Here is a 15,961-nt window from a genome sequence, read left to right on the forward strand (position 1 = left end):
GCTGCCGGGCAACCGCGTCCCGGCGGGGAGCCGCCCGGAGCGCACCGCCTCGCGCAAGGCCCGTTCGAGCGCCCGCCCGACCCCGGCGGCGTCCCCGGTCAGATCGAGGTGCAGGTCCAGCCCGCCCCGCGTACGCTCCCCGGCCACGGTGCCCCCTCCCCGTCCGGCCCCAGGACACCAGCCTCCCAGGTGAGCCCGGACCGGCCTCAACCGAGAGTGCCTTCTCCGGGGAATCTCCGCGGACCGATGAATTCGCGGCCCGGCTCCGGTCAGAATCCCTGGTGAGCCGCGACCGGCGGTCGCCGTACGGGCCCAGGGAGGGATACCGGTGAGCGGAGTACGGGTACTGGTCGGCACGCGTAAGGGCGCGTTCATCCTGACGTCGGACGGCCGGCGCGAGCGTTGGGAGGTGAGCGGTCCTCATTTCGGAGGCTGGGAGATCTACCACGTCACCGGCTCGCCGGCCGACCCCTCGCGGCTGTTCGCCGCCCAGTCCACCGGCTGGTTCGGCCAGCTGATCCAGCGGTCCGACGACGGCGGCGCGACCTGGACGCCGGTCGGCAACGAGTTCCGGTACGCGGGCGAGACCGGCACCCACCAGTGGTACGACGGCACGCCGCACCCCTGGGAGTTCGCGCGCGTCTGGCACCTGGAGCCCTCGGCCACCGACCCGGACACGATCTACGCCGGGGTCGAGGACGCAGCCCTGTTCCGGTCGTCCGACGGGGGCACGACCTGGCGGGAGCTGCCCGGCCTGCGCGGGCACGGCTCGGGTTCCTCCTGGCAGCCGGGGGCCGGCGGGATGTGCCTGCACACGATCGTGCTGCACCCGGACGACCCGGCGCGGATGTACGCCGCCATCTCGGCCGCGGGCGTCTTCCGCACCGACGACGCGGGCGAGACCTGGCAGGCGGCCAACCGCGGCCTGCGGTCCGGCGGCATCCCCGACGAGGACGCCGAGGTGGGCCACTGCGTGCACCGGATCGCGCTGCATCCCGCGTGCCCCGACACCATGTACATGCAGAAGCACTGGGACGTCATGCGGAGCGACGACGGTGGCGGCTCCTGGCGCGAGGTCAGCGGCGACCTGCCCTCGGACTTCGGCTTCCCGATCGCGGTGCACGCGCACGAGCCGGAGACGATCTACGTCGTGCCGATCAAGAGCGACTCCGAGCACTACCCGCCGGAGGGACGCCTGCGCGTCTACCGCAGCCGTACGGGCGGCGACGAGTGGGAGCCGCTCACGAACGGCCTGCCGCAGCGCGACTGCTACGTCAACGTGCTGCGCGACGCGATGGCCGTGGACGGGCTCGACTCCTGCGGCATCTACTTCGGCACGACCGGCGGGCAGGTGTACGTCTCGCCGGACGCCGGCGACAGCTGGGCACCCATCGTCCGCGACCTGCCGGCCGTCCTGTCCGTCGAAGTCCAGACGCTGTCGTGATCCGCGTCGTGCTCCCGGCGCACCTGCGGGCCCTCGCGCACATCGGCGCCGAGGTCGAGTTGGACGTCGACGGGGAGGCCACCCAGAACTCCGTGCTCGACGCGCTCGAGGAGCGGTATCCGATGCTGCGCGGGACGATCCGCGACCACGGCACCGGGCGGCGCCGCGCCTTCATCCGGTTCTACGCCTGCGAGAACGACCTGTCCCACGACCCGCCGGACGCACCACTGCCCGGCGCGGTCGTCAGCGGGGCCGAGCCGTTCCTGGTGGTGGGCGCCATGGCGGGCGGCTGACCGCGCCGCGCACGAACGACCGGCAAGGGGGGTGACGTGCCCGGTCCTGGACCGTAGGGAGATCCCCGCGGACGGCGGGTGTTCCGCGGCTGGGCCAGGCGATGTCGTCGACCGCCAGAAACGGCTCGTCGGCCACTGTCGCGGGGGTGAGTCCGGTGAACGCCATGACGTCTCGATGCAGGTGGGACTGGTCGGCGTAGCCGGCGTCGGCCGCGACCCGGGCCGCGCCGTCACCCGCGACCAGGCGGTGGGCGGCGTGGTCGAAGCGGACCAGCCGCACGGCGTGCTTGGGCGGCAGGCCGAGTTGCGAGCGGAACCGGGACCACAGGCGTTTGCGGCTCCATCCGACCTCGGCCGCAAGCCCGTCGACCCGGACCAGGCCGCGGCCGGCGACGATCCGGTGCCAGGCCCAGGCCACCTCCGGGTCCACGGGCGGCCCCGCCTCATGCCGGCGGGCGAGCAGCGCGTCGGCCAACGTGAAGCGATCCTCCCACGACGAGATGTCGCCCAGCCGCTCACGGATTCCCGCCGCCTCCCGGCCCCACAGGTCGTCGAGGGCCACCACGGCGCCGTCGAGGCCGGCGGGGGAGGCGCCCAGAACCGCGCGTGCGATCACCGGGGACAGGCGCACCTGCACGCACTCGACGTTGTCACCCCGCGCCCAGACCGTTCCTCCGGACCCGATCCCGGGCCCGACGACGACACTGCCGCGCTGCCGCCGGCCGGCGGCATCAGCCAGGACCGCCGAACCGGTGCCGAACTCCAGAAGCAGCGTCACGGCCGGGTGCGGGATCATCCGGAGCGGATCCAGGTCACGGACGCCGAACCCGGCCATGGTGACACCGGCCACCCGGCTTGGCCGCGGTGGGCATGCGACCTGCCACACGGCCGCGCCGCGTACGAACGTCCGCACCGTCCGATGCTACGCGAGCCGGCAAAGGGGAACATTCGTCCAATCCGCCGACGCGTACCGGCTGCGACAGTGGACTCATGACTGTTTCCGACGGGCAACCGCACGTGAACGGCGACGCCGCCGAGGCCTCGGCCCTGTCGCTGGACGATGGCGACATCCACGTGTGCCAGGACGGCCCACGCGACGCTCCCGCACTCCTGCTCATCCACGGGTCCGTCTCCTCGACCCGCTCGTGGAACCCGCTGGTTCCGCTGCTGACCCGATCCCATCGCGTCATCCGGGTCGACCTGCTCGGGCACGGCCGGTCGGCGAAACCGGCCGATCGCAGCTACGCGATCCCGGACCAGGGACGCCGGGTCGGCGTGGTACTGGACCGGCTCGGTGTCGAGCACGCCATCGTGGTCGGCCATTCCAGCGGCGGTGTGGTCGCCACCGCCCTCGCCGAGCAACGACCCGACCTGGTGACCGCGCTCGTGCTCATCAACACCGGACCCGGCCTGGACGCCTTCATCGCACCGGAGTCCGCCGCGATCGGACCCTCGCAGTGGCCGCCGACCGACGAGCAGCTCCGCGGGTTCGCGAGCGCCGGTTTCAGCCGTGCGGGCTACGAGGTGCCCCAGGAGCTCCTCGACGACGTGCGCCTCATGACCTACCACACGCTCACCACGACGATGCAGGCCACGCGCGACTACCTGGAGCGGCGGGCACTCCCGGATCGGCTGGCGCCCCTCGGCAAGCCGCTACTGGTGATCTTCGGCGAGGACGACCGCAGGTGGCGATCCTCATCCGCCGCCGACTACCGCGCCGTCCCGGGCGCGAAGGTCGAGTTGCTGCCCGGTCTCGGACACTCGCCCATACTCGAGGATCCGCCGCGGACCGCCGCACCTCTCCTGGCCTTCACCGCGATCCACGCCGCGCCGGCGGACTGAACGACCTTGGCGTCAGGCGGAGGACTCGAGGATCTGTTTGAGGGTGTGCAGGTTCTTTTTCATCCCCTGTCTGAAGAGGCGTTCGGCGAGGCCGCCGAGGTGGGCGGCGGGGCCGGGCAGGCCTGCTCCGCTGATCTCCGCCTCGAGTGTCAGTCTGGTGCCGTCCGCGTTCGGTTCGATCCGGTAGTGGTAGCGGAAGGGCGTCGGGCCGCTGGCCGAGGTGAACGTGACCTGTTCGCCCGGGATGTGGGTGGTGATCTCGACGTCATTGTGCGCGGGGCCGCCGGGCAGGGAGCGCACCATGCGGAAGCGTGTGCCCGGCGGGAGCGCCGTGACCTGGCTCACCGCCTCGTACCAGCGGGGCATGGTGCGGAAGTCGGCGATGAACGCGAACACGGCGGCGGGCGGGCGGTCGATGTCGAGCGAGATGTGAAAGCTCATGTCGTGCTCCTGCGGAAGGTCAGGCGGAGTAACGCCGGTCGGGGTGGCCGTCGAGGGCGGCGGCCAGCCGCCGGCCCGCGCCGGGATCGTGTGCGGGCAGGACGACGAGTCCGGGAAGCCGGGCGCGGAGCCGGTTGACCATCTGCGTGGCGGTGCGCATCTGCCGCTTGCCGCCGACGCCGGGGAGCCTGCCCTGGGCCAGGAGCCGGTCGTCGTAGGTGAGGTCGCCGACCATGAGGAGCGGCCGGTGGCCGGGGCGGCGTACGAGCATCGACAGCGAGCCGGATGTGTGGCCGGGGGTGGGCAGCAGCACGAGGCTGCCGTCGCCGAAGAGGTCGTGGCCGTGCTGGAACGGAGCCAGCGCGGGGTCGGCGAGGTCGTCCATCGTGACGTGTCTCCACCGCAGGCCGGGCAGGTCGATGTGGTCCGTCAGCAGGCCGCGGGCCTGGGGCAGCGGCCGGCGCAGTGACTCCCATTCGGGTCGGCTGACGACGATCTCCGAATGGCCGAGCAGCGGGAGCCCGCCGATGTGGTCTTGGTGCAGGTGGGAGATGACGGCGGTGTGGACGTCCTGGACGGCGTGACCGAGCCCGCGCAGTCCGGCCGCCAGCGTCTCGTCGGGACCGATGTCGAACTTGGCGAGCCGGGAGTAGACCAGGCCGCTCGCTCCTCCGGGGAAGTAGTCCGGGTCGGTGACCGAGGCCCGGTCCTGGCCGGTGTCGAACAGCACCAGCCCTTGGCGGTGCTCGACGACGTAGACGTTGATCGGCCGCGGTGCCGTCCAGCGCCGGGAGGTGGCCAGCCACAGGTAGGTGTTCTTCCAGGTCGGCCCGACGTGCTCGGGCCGGATGGCGACGCTGCCGGTGCTGATGACCGCGACTCCCGCGATCGGGTCGGACGTGCTCATTGGTGCTCTCCCTCAGTTGGATTACACGACATTAGATGACACGACATCTATCTTCCGCAAGGGGAGCGGGCGAAATATCTGTCGTGACATACGTGTCATGTAACCTGTGGGCGTGGTGCCGGTCGGCGACGCGAGCGAGGGGCGGACCGTGAAACCTGTCGAGGAACTGCGATACCTGATCTTGGCCGTGCAGCGGGAGGGGAACCGGATCCTCGCCGCGCAGCTGCGGCCGCTCGGTCTGACCCCGTCCCAGGCCGAGGTGCTGCGGGTGATGCACGACCATCAGCCGCTCACCCTGTCGGCCCTCGGCCACCTGCTGGTCTGCGAGACCACCACGAGCCCGAGCCGCCTGGTCGACCGGCTGGTGGGGCAGGGGCTCCTCCAGCGCACCACCGATCCAGGCGACCGCAGATACGTCACACTGACGCTGACTCCGCAAGGACGGCGGCTGGAGCGCCGGATCGTCGCCGTCGAAGACCACCTGCACGGCGTCCTGGAACGGCTCGTCGCCGACCAGCCGCTCGACGAGACCATCCGGCTGCTGCGCAACGTGGCGGACGGGTTCCCCGCCGGCCAGGCCCTCGCCCGCCGCCGCGGCGGCTCACCCCCGCCGGGGTGACTCGCCGCAGTTCCCGACTGTCCCGGAGAAGATCAGCGGGACGCAGACGTATAGAATGCGGTTCGGTTCGAGGGAGGGAAGGTCGGGATGCGAGAGATCGCGGCGGCGGTGGCGGAGCCGATCGGGCGGCTGGGCGGGGCGTTCATGATCTCTCGAGAGGCGAAGGCCTACTCGACAGAGGTGGGACTGACCGGCTGGGCGCCCTACTTTCGAGGTCGCTTCGGAGTCCTGGGAGACGTCGACGCCGATGTGGTCGTGTCCGCGGCCGGCTTCTTCCCGGCCGAGACCGTACGGGAGGCGTGGGAGGCGGGCGCCGGTCTCTCCGCGACGGACGCCGCCGACCGGTATGCCGTCGTCGCTCATGACTTCGGCCGCCGCAAGCTGGCCGACTTCGCGGAGTCGGCGCGCCTGGCCGAGCTGCTCCAGCTCGTCGTGGACGGCTCGAATGTGGTCGGTGCGCCGCTGTTCGCCGGTTGGCGGGCGATGCGGTTGCCAGAGGACGACCGGGCTCGGGCGATTCAGCTCGCCCACGTCGTACGTGAGCTCCGCGGCGGCCTGCACATCGTCGCGGTCCTGGCGAGCGGGCTCAGCCCGCTGGAGGCGGTTGTGAGCGGCACCTCGGCGATCCTCCCCGACGGGGAGGCGAACGCCGAATACTTCGGTTGGCCGCGGCCGTATCCCGAGGTCACGGAGGACGTACGGCGACGGCACGCCGACGCGGAACGGCTCACCGACGAGCTGATGGCCCCCACTTTCGCGACCCTCGAAAAGACGGAGGCCGACGAACTGGTCGCCCTTCTTGCGAAGGCGGAGCGAGCCGTCTTCGGCCCTCGCACCTGAAAACGGCGCCCGACCCGCGCAGGCGTCTTCGCGATTGCTTCATGCCCGCACTGATCTCCACGAATGGGCCGGAGGTGTCCGGCCGGTCTCACGGTGCGAGGCGGAGGCCCCGGATCGCCCGGTCGATGAAGTGCTCCTGCGGCATGACGTCGTCCAGGAGCATCTTGGTGAACGCGTAGTTGACGCACGTCCCGATCAGGAGCTGGGCGGCGGCCGCGCAGTCGACGTCGGCCGCGACGCGTCCCAGCGTGCGCTCGCGGTCGAGGTAGGCGGCGACCCGCGTGTCCGCGGCCTGCGGTCCCATGCCGCGCGAGGTGAGCACCTGCCGGAGCTGGAGGAGCTGGTCGGGCTTGGTGAAGACGCTCACCTTCGCGGCGAGGATCTCGCAGTAGAACCGGATCGTCGCCTGGGCGACGGGCACGAGGTTCTCCTCGACACTCGCCTCCCCGGCCCGCGACTCCAGGTCCGTCATCGTGCGCGCGTAGACCGGCAGGCGATCGGTCAGCAACGCGAGATAGAGGGTCATCGCGGACTGGTCGGATGGCTCCGAGGCTCCGCGTGCCGGGGCGGACGTGCCCCGCATCATTTCGGTGGCGACCTCGACCACCTGGCGTCGTACGGAGTCGGCACTGGGCGGCGAGGGCGGCTCGGACGTGGCGTCGACATTCATGATTTTTTTAGTATCCACGCCACAGGCCCCCGGCGTAACCGACAACGCGATGACGGCGACCGGCGAGTTTCGGGCAACGGTTCGCGGACCAGTGTTGTGACCCTTTCGACGATTCACCGCCGCGCTTCGCGGCTCGGTGAGCCCCCCGCCGTTCCCCGGCGAAACGGCGCCTCAGGCATGCGGCGCCGTCGCGGAGGACGTGCCGGTCTCCACGAGCCGGCCTTCGGAGAGCAGGAGCCGGCGGTCGACCCGGATCTCGGCGAGGAATCGCTCGTCGTGGCTGACCACCACGAACGCGCCTTCGTAGGCGTTGAGCGCATTCTCCAACCGGCCGACGCTCACCAGGTCGAGGTTGTTGGTCGGTTCGTCCAGGAGCAGGAGCTGTGGCGCCGGTTCGGCGTACAGGACGCAGGCGAGGGTGGCCCGCAGGCGTTCGCCGCCCGACAGCACGCCGACCGGAAGGTGGATGCGGGACCCCCGGAACAGGAAGCGGGCGAGCAGGTTCATCCGCTGTGCCTCGGGCATCCCGGGCGCGAAGGCGGCCAGGTTCTGCGCCACGGTGCGGTCGAGGTCGAGCAGGTCCAGCCGCTGGGACAGGTACGCGATCCGGCCGTCGAAGCGCTTGATCGTGGCGCCCTCCGGCTCGATCTCGCCGCTCATCACGCGGAGCAGAGTGGACTTGCCGGACCCGTTGGGCCCGGTCAGCGCGATCCGCTCCGGACCCTGGACCGTCAGGCCGGCCCCGTCCCCGGCGAAGACGGCCCGGTCGCCGTGGCGGACCTGGATGTGCTCGCCGCGAAAGACCGTGCGTCCGGCCGGGACGTTGGTACGGGGCAGTTCCAGGGCGATCGTCTGCTCGTCGCGTACGGCCCGGCCGGCCTCGTCGAGCCGGGCCTTGGCGTCGTCGACCCGGGCGGAGTGAGTCTGGCTCGCCCGGCCCGCGGACTCCTGGGCGCGCCGCTTCATGTTCCCGGCGAAGAGCTTCGGCAGGCCCGCGCTGTCGAGGTTGCGCGCGGCGTTGCCCGCCCGCCGCTCGGCCCGTTCACGGGCCTGCTGCATCTCCCGCTTCTCCCGTTTGACCTGCTGCTCGGCGTTGCGCACGGTCCTGGCCGCGGCCTCCTGCTCGGCGCGTACGGCCTCCCGGTAGGCGGTGAAGTTCCCGCCGTAGGACCGGACCTCGCCCTGGTCGAGTTCGGCGATGCGGTCCATGCGGTCGAGCAGGGCCCGGTCGTGGCTGACCAGCAGCAGGCAGCCACCGAAGTCGTCGAGCACGTCGTAGAGCCGGTGGCGCGCGTCGAGGTCGAGGTTGTTGGTCGGCTCGTCCAGCAGCAGGACGTCGGGGCGCTTCAGCAACTGCCCGGCCAGGCCCAGGGAGACGACCTGACCGCCGCTGAGGGTGTCCAGGCGCCGGTCGAGGGCGACGTCGCCGAGACCGAGCCGGTCCAGCTGCGCCGTGGTGCGCTCCTCGATGTCCCAGTCGTCGCCGATCGTGGTGAAGTGCTCCTCGTCGACGTCACCGGACTCGACGGCGTCGATCGCCCTGACGATCGGGGCGATTCCCAGCACCTCGGCCACGGTCGGCTCGCCGGTGAGCGGCAGGCTCTGCGGCAGATGGCCGACCACGCCGTCGACGGAGACGGTCCCGCCGCCGGGCCGGTACTCACCCGCGATCAGCCTGAGCAGTGTGCTCTTGCCGGCACCGTTCGGTGCGACCAGGCCCGTACGGCCTCCGCCGACCGTGAAGGACAGGTTCTGCAAGACCGGAGTGTCGTCCGGCCAGGAGAAGGACAGGTTCGAGCAGACGATGCATGCATCGGACATGGAAATGGTCCTCGGAGAAGGCGCGGGCGCGCCCACGGCGCCCGGCAGGGGTTCAAGGGACGACGAAAGAGCGGCCGCGGCGGCGTCTCGCCTGCCGACGGCCGGTCACTTCCGGGTATCACCCGGAGATGTCGTCGTCACCTGCCATGGGGCTCTCCCTGTATCCCGAGATTCGTCCGTCACGGTACCAGCGGCCGGCCGATCCTCGCACCGAGGTGATTCCTCAGGCGTCGGCGGCGCAGCGGAAGCCCAGGTTGCCGCTCGAGCTGTCGGGGCTGTTGCACGTACGCGCGGCGACCCGGTAGCGGTTGCAGTAGGAGTCGTGGCACAGGTACGAACCGCCGCGCATCGGACGCTCGGCCTCGGACGCGCGGAACCGTCCGGCGCACCACTCCCACACGTTGCCCGAGACGTTGAAGAGCCCGAAGCCGTTGGGCGGGAAGGCGTCCACCGGAGCGGTGCCGGAGTAACCGTCCTCCGCTGTGTCGCGTACCGGGAACCGGCCCTGCCAGATGTTGCATCGGTGCTCGCCGCCGGGAGTGAGCTCGTCGCCCCACGGGTAACGGGCCTGCTCCAGGCCGCCGCGTGCGGCGTACTCCCACTCGGCCTCGGTCGGCAGCCGCCGGCCGGCCCAGGCGCAGTACGCGTCGGCGTCGCGCCAGGACACGTGCACCACCGGGTGGTCCCAGCGGCCTTCGACCGTACTCCCGGGCCCTTCCGGCATCCGCCAGTACGCGCCGGAGACCCCGCACCACCACGGCGTCTGCTGTGGTCTCGGGGACTTCTTGCGCAGTTCGCCGGGCAGGAACCTGGCGAAGACGTAGGTCCAGCCGAACTTCTCGGCGTCCGTCCGGTAGCCCGTCGCATCGACGAACTCCGCGAACCGCGCGTTCGACACGCAGTACGGATCGATGGCGAAGGAGGCGACGGCGACCTCGCGGACGGGCCCTTCGCCGTCGGCGGGGAACCCGTCCGCGTCCTCGGTGCCCATCAGGAACGCGCCGCCCGGCAGCACGACCAGGTCGCCGGAGGCGTGGCCGCGCTCCGGCAGGTCCTGCGGGACCTCCCGGCCCGGAGAGCGTGCGGGGGGACAGCATCCGGACATCGGCGAACAACCTCCTAACGTGCCTGGCCAGCATCATGTCAGGGCCGGTGTACCGGTGCGCGGCCGGGATCAGTGGGGAACGAGCAGGTGATCGGATCGCGCCGAGGCCATCGAGGACATGACGAGCGAGGCCGCGCCGATGGCACCCCCGTCTTCACCCAGGGTCGTGCCGCGCACCTCCACCGTGTGCACGTCGCTCACGGTGAGCAGCGAGGCGGTGATCGGCGGCACGATCCGCAGGTAGGTCCGGGACAGCGCGGACCAGCTCGGGCCGCCCAGGACGACGGCGTCGAGGTCCAGGATGTTGGCGAGGTTGCCGGCGATGCGGGCGATGGCCCGCGCGGACCTCTCGACGATGGCGAGCGCCTTCTCCTCGCCTCCGTCGGCGAGAGCGCACAGATGCCTTAACGCGGTCTCGACGGCCAGCGGGTCGTCGAGGTCGGCCGCGGGGATCGTGCCGGCGTCGGCGGCCGCGGAGACGAGGTGGACGGGGGCGGAGGTGATCGCGATGCAACCGCGCCCGCCGCACGAGCATCGGGGCCCGTCGGGATCGCCGCTGAGGTGCCCGACCTCGCCGAGATTGTCGGACGCGCCGCGCATCACGTCGCCGTCGAGCACGATGCCGGCGCCGATTCCGGTGCCGAGGTAGATGAAGGCGAAGTTCGAGAGCGTGCCGCCTCCCGCCCAGAGCTCGCCCGTGGCGGCGGCGATGGTGTCCTTCTCGAGCACGACCGGCAGGCCGACGCGGCTCTCGAGCTCGTCGCGGAGCCGCACGATGCCCCAGCCGCGGAGGTTGGGCGGCCCGACGAGGGAGCCGGAGTCGGCCTTGATGGGCCCGGGGGCCGAGACACCGAGGCCGGACACCCGTGCCGGGGGGATCCCCCTGCGCCCCACGAGGTCGGCGACGGCATCGACGATCGCCGTGAGCACGTCCTCCGGGCCGTCCGTGGTCGGGGTCACGATCGAGGTCCGGTCCTCGACCTCACCGGCGAGGTTGAGGAGCACCAGCGTCATCCGGGCCGGGTCGATGTGCAGGCCCACCGAGTACTGACCCTGCGGGACCACGCGGAACATCGTCCGGCGTGCTCCGGTGTCGGCCGCCACGCGCCCGGCGGCCTCGATGAGCCCCGCGCTGACGAGGCGGCGGCAGATGTTGGAGACGGTCTGTCCCGACAGGCCGGTGCGCTCCGACAGCTCGACACGGCTGATGTTCGAGCTGCGTCGGACCAGGTCGAGGACGAGCAGCTGGTTGTAGTCGCCGACGCGCGGAAGATTCGATCCCCGTCGCTCCATCGCGATCCTCCCGGTCCGGCGAGTGGGGCCGCCACGCGAGCTTCCGCGACGGCGGAACAGATCGTAGATCAGGCTGACGCCGGAGATCGTAGGTCACGAAAGAGTCTGTTGTAAATCAAATTGATTGTGTTAGCGTCCTGGGACCCCGCCGCGGGTCAGTGCCTTCAAAGGAGTAGCCAGCATGAAGTTCACGAAGTCGGCCGCGGCCGCCGCGATGATGAGTCTCGTTCTTCCGCTCGCGGCGTGCTCGGGCTCCGGTTCCGGATCCGGCTCGGTGAACCTGGTCTTCCGGCAGTTCGACCCGAAGGGCGAGATCGGCGGCCTCACCACCGCGATCGACGCGTGGAACAAGGGCCACCCGAAGATCCACGTCGAACTGCAGACGCTCAGCCCCAACAACGTGCAGCAGTTCGCGCGGGAGGCCAACTCCGGGTCCGGGCCCGACATCGACCAGATCGGCTACGCCGACGTCGCGTTCCTCGCCAAGCCCAAGATCCTGCAGCCGCTGGACGGCCTCATGAAGAAGGACCCTCTGCCCGGCGGCACGGGGAATCTCCTCGCCAAGGACATGGTCACCTTCGACGGCAAGACCTGGGCCATGCCCTGGACCGCCGACACCATGGCACTCGTCTACAACCCCAAGGCGCTCTCCGCCGCGGGCGTCAAGAGCCCGCCCACCACCTGGGAGCAGCTCGCGGCCGACGCGAAACAGATCAGCTCCTCCAGCTCCGGCAAGACCAGCGGCTTCTGCTTCGCGGCCTCCGGTTCCGCGACGAGCTCCCAGTGGAACGCGATCAACTACTACATCTGGGCGCACGGCGGCACGCTCGTCGCGAAGAACTCCTCGGGCACGTGGCAGCCCGGCATCGCGCAACCCCAGCTCGCCGGGGCGATCCAGTACTTCGCCGACCTGTTCTCCTCCGGGGCCTCGCCGAAGGCGAACCAGGCGGTGCAGGACTACAGCGACCCCTCCATCGTCAACGGCCTCGCGACCGGATCCTGCGCGATGAGCTACGAGCCGCCGGAGACCTTCACCTCCCTGGAGAAGCAGGCGAAGGCGGCCGGGACGACGCTGACGACCGCGCCGATGCCCGCCGGCCTGACCGACGGCGCCACGCACCTCGGCGGCCGCGCGCTCGGCATCAACCGCAACAGCAAGCATCCGGACGAGGCGTGGCAGGTCATCAAGTACCTGACGAGCGCCACGACGTTCAAGACCTACTCCCAGTACCCGGCCTCCACGAACACCCTCACCGAACTGAAGGTGCCGGACTCACAGCAGGGCTTCGTCGAGCAGCTGCCGCACTCCCGATCCTTCGCGCGCTACATCGGCTCCGACATGACGGTCGCCTCGATCGAGCAGCTCGTCAACCAGCACTTCTCCGCCGTCTACTCGGGCCAGTCGTCCAGCTCGGATGCCGCCGCGGCGATCATCTCCGGGCTCACCAAGGGCCTGAAGGGCTGAGCGGTGCCGATGGCCTCCCGCTCCGCACGACGCCAGCCGTACGCGCTGACAGCACCGGCGCTCATCGTCATCGGCGTCCTCTTCGTCTTCCCCAGCGTGTACAACGTGGTGCTGGCGTTCCAGAAGCTGAGCCCGTACGACACGCCCGGCGACGCCGAGTGGGTGGGGCTCGACAACTTCAAAGCGATCTTCAGCGACCCGCAGATCGGCAGCGCCACGATCAACACGGCCTTCTGGCTGACCGCGCTCACGGTGGTGATCCGGCTCGGGCTCGGGCTGGGGCTGGCGCTCCTGCTGCAGAGCCGGGTGCTCACGCGCTGGCGCCTGCGCGGCGTGGCCCGCACCCTCGTCCTCGTCCCCTGGATGCTCCCGCCGGTCGTCGCGGTCGCCTGCTGGAAGTCGATCTTCGATGCCAACACCGGCGTCCTCAACCAGTTCCTCGTCAGCACGCACATCCTGTCGAAGGGCGTGCCCTTCCTGGCCCAGACGAGCACCGCGTGGTGGTCGGTGATCGCCATCATCGTCTGGCGTGAGCTGCCCTTCGTCGTGATCGTGATGATGGCGGGCCTGCAGTCGATCCCCAAGGAGCAGTACGAGGCTGCCGCGATCGACTCCGCGGGGCGCTGGAGGTCCTTCCGCCACATCACACTGCCCAACCTGCGGCCCGTCATCGTCGTCGTCGTGCTCATGACCGTGATCCAGACGTTCAACAACTTCGTCTACGTCTGGCTCTCGACCGGGGGAGGGCCGGGCACCTACACGCAGGTGCTCGCCACCCAGCTGTACTCGGCCGCGTTCGTGGCCAACGACCTCGGGCAGGGCGCCGCGATCGGCATCGTCATGACGGCGACGATGGCGGTGTTCGCCCTGGTCTACCTGCGGGTGACGAGTGACCGGGAAGGACGCTCCGCATGACCGCCGACGTGACGTCGAAGCCGGTCGGCCGCGACGCGCCGAAGAGGACCGCCCCGAGACGCGACCCGAACCGGCGGCGGGCGCGCGACCTGCTCGTGATCGTGCCGACCTTCGCGATCCTGCTCGTGATCGTCTTCCCCGTCCTCTGGATGGTCTTCACCTCGCTCCGGCCGGCGACGGCGCTCGCCACCCGGCTGCCCTGGAGCCGCTACTTCGACGGGCTGGGATTCGGCGCGTACGGCAGGCTGTTCGGCAACTCCGACTTCGCGCGGTACATCGGGAACAGCCTGCTGGTGTCGGCCGTCAGCACGTTCTGCACCGTGGTGCTGGCGAGCCTCGCGGCCTACGCGCTGTCGCGGTTCGTCTTCCGGCTGCGCCGGACCGTCATGATGGTCGTCCTCGCGACGCAGCTGCTGCCCTTCGTCGTGCTGATCACGCCGATCTACCTCTCGTTCGGGGAGCTCGGCCTGCTCAACTCGTACGTGGGCCTGATCATCGTGTACACCGCGATGACCCTGCCGCTCGCGATCTACCTGTTGATGGGCTACTTCAACACCATTCCCCTCGCGCTCGACGAGGCGGCGCGCATCGACGGCTGCTCGAACGTGGGCGTCATCTTCCGGGTCGTCTTCCCGATCGCGCTGCCCGGCATCGTCACGGTGATCGTCACGACCTTCATCGCGACGTGGGAGGAGTACTTCTTCGCGAGCGTGCTGAACACGAGCGAGGACCTGAAGACGGTGCAGGTGGGCCTGTCGTCCTTCTTCGGGGAGTACACCAGCGACTGGGGCGTGATCATGGCCGCCGCGACGGTCGCCACCGTCCCCACGATCGTCCTCTTCTCCGTTGTCCAGAAACGGCTCGTCGCCGGAATGGCCGCTGGGAGCGTCAAGGAATGAACCCTTCCACCGATCGCCCGAACGTCGTCGTCATCTACGCCGATGACCTGGGCTGGGGCGACCTCGGCTGCTTCGGCGCCGACGACTTCGACACTCCGGCGCTGGACGGGCTCGCCGCCTCCGGCGTCCGTCTGCCGCAGTGGTACTCCAACTCACCCGTCTGCTCGCCCTCCCGGGCGTCGCTCCTCACCGGCCGGCACCCCGCGCACGCGGGTGTGGAGGCGATCCTCGGCGGTACGAGGCGCACCCCCGGGCTTCCGCCCCAGCCGACGCTCGCCGGCGCGCTCGGGGAGCGCGGCTACGCCACCGGCATCTTCGGCAAGTGGCATCTGGGCGCCGACCCGGCGTACGGCCCGCTGCACCGCGGCTTCGACGAGCACTTCGGCTTCCGCGCCGGCTGCGTCGACTACTACTCCCACATCTACTACTGGGGCGACCACAACCCGATCCACGACCTGTGGGAGGGCGAGGACGAGGTCTGGCTGAACGGCGAGTACCTCACCACGGTCATCGCGCGCCGGGCCGTCGACTTCATCGAGCGGAACGCCGAACGGCCGTTCTTCTGCTACGTGCCGTTCAACGCGCCGCACTACCCCCTGCACGCGCCCGAGGAGTACATGGCGCAGTTCGCCCACCTGCCGGCCGGCCGCCGCATGATGGCGGCGATGGTGAAGGCCATGGACGACGGCGTCGCGGCGATCCTCGGCGCCCTCGACCGACTCGGCCTGCGCGAGAACACGATCGTCTTCATGTCGTCCGACAACGGTCCGTCGATCGAGGAGCGCAACTGGCTCGACGGCGAGGAGATCTCCTACGACGGGGGCTCCGCCGGTGGCCTGCGCGGCTACAAGGGCTCGCTCTTCGAGGGCGGTATCCGGGTGCCGGCCATCATCTCGTGGCCCGCGGCGATCCCGGCCGGCGGGCCGGGTGACGTCGTCGGCTGCATGGCCGACGTCGTGCCCACCGTGCTCGAGGCCGTGGACGGCGTCCCGCCCACCGACGAGACGATCGACGGCAGGTCGCTGCTGCCACTGCTGCGCAGCGGCGAGGCGGGTCCCGACCGCTGGCTGTTCTGGGAGTACGAGGGGCAACTCGCCGGCCGGCTCGGACGCTGGAAGGTGGTGCTGGACGCCTGCGAGAGCATGCAGGTGGAGGTGGCCGTGCCCGAGGGCCTCTACGACCTCCTCGCCGACCCGGGCGAGCGACGCGAGCTGTCGAGAACCCACCCGGACCGCTTCCACCGGATGCGCGAGGAGCTCGAACGCTGGGCGGAGCGCTGTGCAAGCTGGCGCGCCGAAGCGCCGGTCTAGGGCGTGTTCCGAAGCCCCGCCGTCTGGGGCGCTCCGCGGTCTGGGGCGCTCCGCGGTCTGGGGCGCTCCGCGGTCTGGGGCGCTCCGCGGTCTGGGG

The 15,961-nt window shown here is 70.7% G+C and carries 16 protein-coding genes; 9 read left to right on the forward strand and 7 right to left on the reverse strand.

Annotated features, from left to right (window positions below; genetic code table 11):
• Positions 1-328: 328 nt before the first annotated feature.
• Both ACFFNX_RS22095 and ACFFNX_RS22100 read left to right on the forward strand, forming a co-directional pair.
• The gene (locus ACFFNX_RS22095) at positions 329-1,444 is read left to right on the forward strand and encodes a WD40/YVTN/BNR-like repeat-containing protein (protein WP_378205326.1); all 1,116 of its coding nucleotides are present in this window, start codon (positions 329-331) and stop codon (positions 1,442-1,444) included.
• Positions 1,441-1,737, forward strand: coding sequence for a MoaD/ThiS family protein (locus tag ACFFNX_RS22100; RefSeq protein ID WP_378205329.1), 297 nt, complete (start codon positions 1,441-1,443; stop codon positions 1,735-1,737). Before ACFFNX_RS22095 ends, ACFFNX_RS22100 begins: the two co-directional genes overlap by 4 nt.
• Here ACFFNX_RS22100 and ACFFNX_RS22105 read toward each other — a convergent pair.
• Entirely contained in the window at positions 1,688-2,650 is a 963-nt protein-coding gene (locus ACFFNX_RS22105) for an AraC family transcriptional regulator (RefSeq protein ID WP_378205332.1), read from the reverse strand. The genes ACFFNX_RS22100 and ACFFNX_RS22105 overlap by 50 nt on opposite strands.
• A 77-nt stretch (positions 2,651-2,727) precedes the next feature.
• On the opposite strand from ACFFNX_RS22105, the gene ACFFNX_RS22110 reads away from it, so the two are divergent.
• On the forward strand, positions 2,728-3,579 hold the full coding sequence (locus ACFFNX_RS22110) for an alpha/beta fold hydrolase (RefSeq protein WP_378205335.1): 852 nt from the start codon (positions 2,728-2,730) through the stop codon (positions 3,577-3,579).
• Between the two features lie 12 nt (positions 3,580-3,591).
• On the opposite strand, the gene ACFFNX_RS22115 is transcribed toward ACFFNX_RS22110, so the two are convergent.
• Both ACFFNX_RS22115 and ACFFNX_RS22120 read right to left on the reverse strand, forming a co-directional pair.
• Complete coding sequence (locus ACFFNX_RS22115) at positions 3,592-4,020, reverse strand: SRPBCC family protein (RefSeq protein ID WP_378205338.1); 429 nt, start codon at positions 4,018-4,020, stop codon at positions 3,592-3,594.
• Positions 4,021-4,039: 19 nt separating this feature from the next.
• Entirely contained in the window at positions 4,040-4,927 is an 888-nt protein-coding gene (locus tag ACFFNX_RS22120; RefSeq protein ID WP_378205341.1) for an N-acyl homoserine lactonase family protein, read from the reverse strand.
• 148 nt (positions 4,928-5,075) lie between these two features.
• Between ACFFNX_RS22120 and ACFFNX_RS22125 the strand changes: the two genes are divergently transcribed.
• Complete coding sequence (locus ACFFNX_RS22125; RefSeq protein WP_378205344.1) at positions 5,076-5,546, forward strand: MarR family winged helix-turn-helix transcriptional regulator; 471 nt, start codon at positions 5,076-5,078, stop codon at positions 5,544-5,546.
• A gap of 87 nt (positions 5,547-5,633) precedes the next feature.
• The gene (locus ACFFNX_RS22130) at positions 5,634-6,386 is read left to right on the forward strand and encodes an SCO6745 family protein (RefSeq protein ID WP_378205347.1); all 753 of its coding nucleotides are present in this window, start codon (positions 5,634-5,636) and stop codon (positions 6,384-6,386) included.
• Between the two features lie 88 nt (positions 6,387-6,474).
• Here the strand turns inward: ACFFNX_RS22130 and ACFFNX_RS22135 are convergent, their stop codons facing one another.
• The 4 genes from ACFFNX_RS22135 to ACFFNX_RS22150 all read right to left on the reverse strand — a co-directional run bounded on the left by ACFFNX_RS22135 (position 6,475) and on the right by ACFFNX_RS22150 (position 11,275).
• Positions 6,475-7,056 (reverse strand): hypothetical protein, encoded by a 582-nt coding sequence (locus ACFFNX_RS22135; RefSeq protein ID WP_378205350.1) that lies wholly within the window; start codon positions 7,054-7,056, stop codon positions 6,475-6,477.
• A 171-nt stretch (positions 7,057-7,227) separates the two neighbouring features.
• On the reverse strand, positions 7,228-8,877 hold the full coding sequence (abc-f, locus tag ACFFNX_RS22140; protein ID WP_378205353.1) for a ribosomal protection-like ABC-F family protein: 1,650 nt from the start codon (positions 8,875-8,877) through the stop codon (positions 7,228-7,230).
• A 223-nt stretch (positions 8,878-9,100) separates the two neighbouring features.
• A complete protein-coding gene (locus ACFFNX_RS22145; RefSeq protein ID WP_378205357.1) occupies positions 9,101-9,982 on the reverse strand; it encodes a formylglycine-generating enzyme family protein in 882 nt (293 codons plus the stop codon).
• A 69-nt stretch (positions 9,983-10,051) separates the two neighbouring features.
• Positions 10,052-11,275, reverse strand: coding sequence for an ROK family transcriptional regulator (locus ACFFNX_RS22150; protein ID WP_378205360.1), 1,224 nt, complete (start codon positions 11,273-11,275; stop codon positions 10,052-10,054).
• 181 nt (positions 11,276-11,456) lie between these two features.
• On the opposite strand from ACFFNX_RS22150, the gene ACFFNX_RS22155 reads away from it, so the two are divergent.
• The 4 genes from ACFFNX_RS22155 to ACFFNX_RS22170 are packed head-to-tail and all read left to right on the forward strand — an operon-like array spanning position 11,457 to position 15,864.
• Positions 11,457-12,740, forward strand: a complete 1,284-nt coding sequence (locus ACFFNX_RS22155; protein WP_378205363.1) for an ABC transporter substrate-binding protein — start codon at positions 11,457-11,459, stop codon at positions 12,738-12,740.
• A 9-nt stretch (positions 12,741-12,749) separates the two neighbouring features.
• On the forward strand, positions 12,750-13,655 hold the full coding sequence (locus tag ACFFNX_RS22160) for a carbohydrate ABC transporter permease (protein WP_378205366.1): 906 nt from the start codon (positions 12,750-12,752) through the stop codon (positions 13,653-13,655).
• Positions 13,652-14,554, forward strand: a complete 903-nt coding sequence (locus ACFFNX_RS22165) for a carbohydrate ABC transporter permease (protein ID WP_378205369.1) — start codon at positions 13,652-13,654, stop codon at positions 14,552-14,554. The genes ACFFNX_RS22160 and ACFFNX_RS22165 overlap by 4 nt, the downstream gene beginning before the upstream one ends.
• Positions 14,551-15,864: a sulfatase-like hydrolase/transferase gene (locus tag ACFFNX_RS22170; RefSeq protein WP_378205372.1), complete on the forward strand. Its 1,314-nt coding sequence runs from the start codon at positions 14,551-14,553 to the stop codon at positions 15,862-15,864. Before ACFFNX_RS22165 ends, ACFFNX_RS22170 begins: the two co-directional genes overlap by 4 nt.
• Positions 15,865-15,961: the final 97 nt, after the last annotated feature.

It is taken from the genome of Actinoallomurus acaciae (genome assembly GCF_042429965.1).
In the GTDB taxonomy this organism is placed as follows: Bacteria; Actinomycetota; Actinomycetes; order Streptosporangiales; family Streptosporangiaceae; genus Actinoallomurus; species Actinoallomurus acaciae.

What these genes read in the sequence shown, in the direction of transcription:
- ACFFNX_RS22110 (WP_378205335.1), top strand. Translation starts at nt 2,728, where the DNA reads ATGACTGTTTCCGACGGGCAACCGCACGTGAACGGCGACGCCGCCGAG.
- ACFFNX_RS22115 (WP_378205338.1), bottom strand. Translation starts at nt 4,020, where the DNA reads ATGAGCTTTCACATCTCGCTCGACATCGACCGCCCGCCCGCCGCCGTG.
- ACFFNX_RS22120 (WP_378205341.1), bottom strand. Translation starts at nt 4,927, where the DNA reads ATGAGCACGTCCGACCCGATCGCGGGAGTCGCGGTCATCAGCACCGGC.
- ACFFNX_RS22130 (WP_378205347.1), top strand. Translation starts at nt 5,634, where the DNA reads ATGCGAGAGATCGCGGCGGCGGTGGCGGAGCCGATCGGGCGGCTGGGC.
- ACFFNX_RS22135 (WP_378205350.1), bottom strand. Translation starts at nt 7,056, where the DNA reads ATGAATGTCGACGCCACGTCCGAGCCGCCCTCGCCGCCCAGTGCCGAC.
- abc-f (WP_378205353.1), bottom strand. Translation starts at nt 8,877, where the DNA reads ATGTCCGATGCATGCATCGTCTGCTCGAACCTGTCCTTCTCCTGGCCG.
- ACFFNX_RS22145 (WP_378205357.1), bottom strand. Translation starts at nt 9,982, where the DNA reads ATGTCCGGATGCTGTCCCCCCGCACGCTCTCCGGGCCGGGAGGTCCCG.
- ACFFNX_RS22150 (WP_378205360.1), bottom strand. Translation starts at nt 11,275, where the DNA reads ATGGAGCGACGGGGATCGAATCTTCCGCGCGTCGGCGACTACAACCAG.
- ACFFNX_RS22155 (WP_378205363.1), top strand. Translation starts at nt 11,457, where the DNA reads ATGAAGTTCACGAAGTCGGCCGCGGCCGCCGCGATGATGAGTCTCGTT.
- ACFFNX_RS22160 (WP_378205366.1), top strand. Translation starts at nt 12,750, where the DNA reads ATGGCCTCCCGCTCCGCACGACGCCAGCCGTACGCGCTGACAGCACCG.
- ACFFNX_RS22165 (WP_378205369.1), top strand. Translation starts at nt 13,652, where the DNA reads ATGACCGCCGACGTGACGTCGAAGCCGGTCGGCCGCGACGCGCCGAAG.
- ACFFNX_RS22170 (WP_378205372.1), top strand. Translation starts at nt 14,551, where the DNA reads ATGAACCCTTCCACCGATCGCCCGAACGTCGTCGTCATCTACGCCGAT.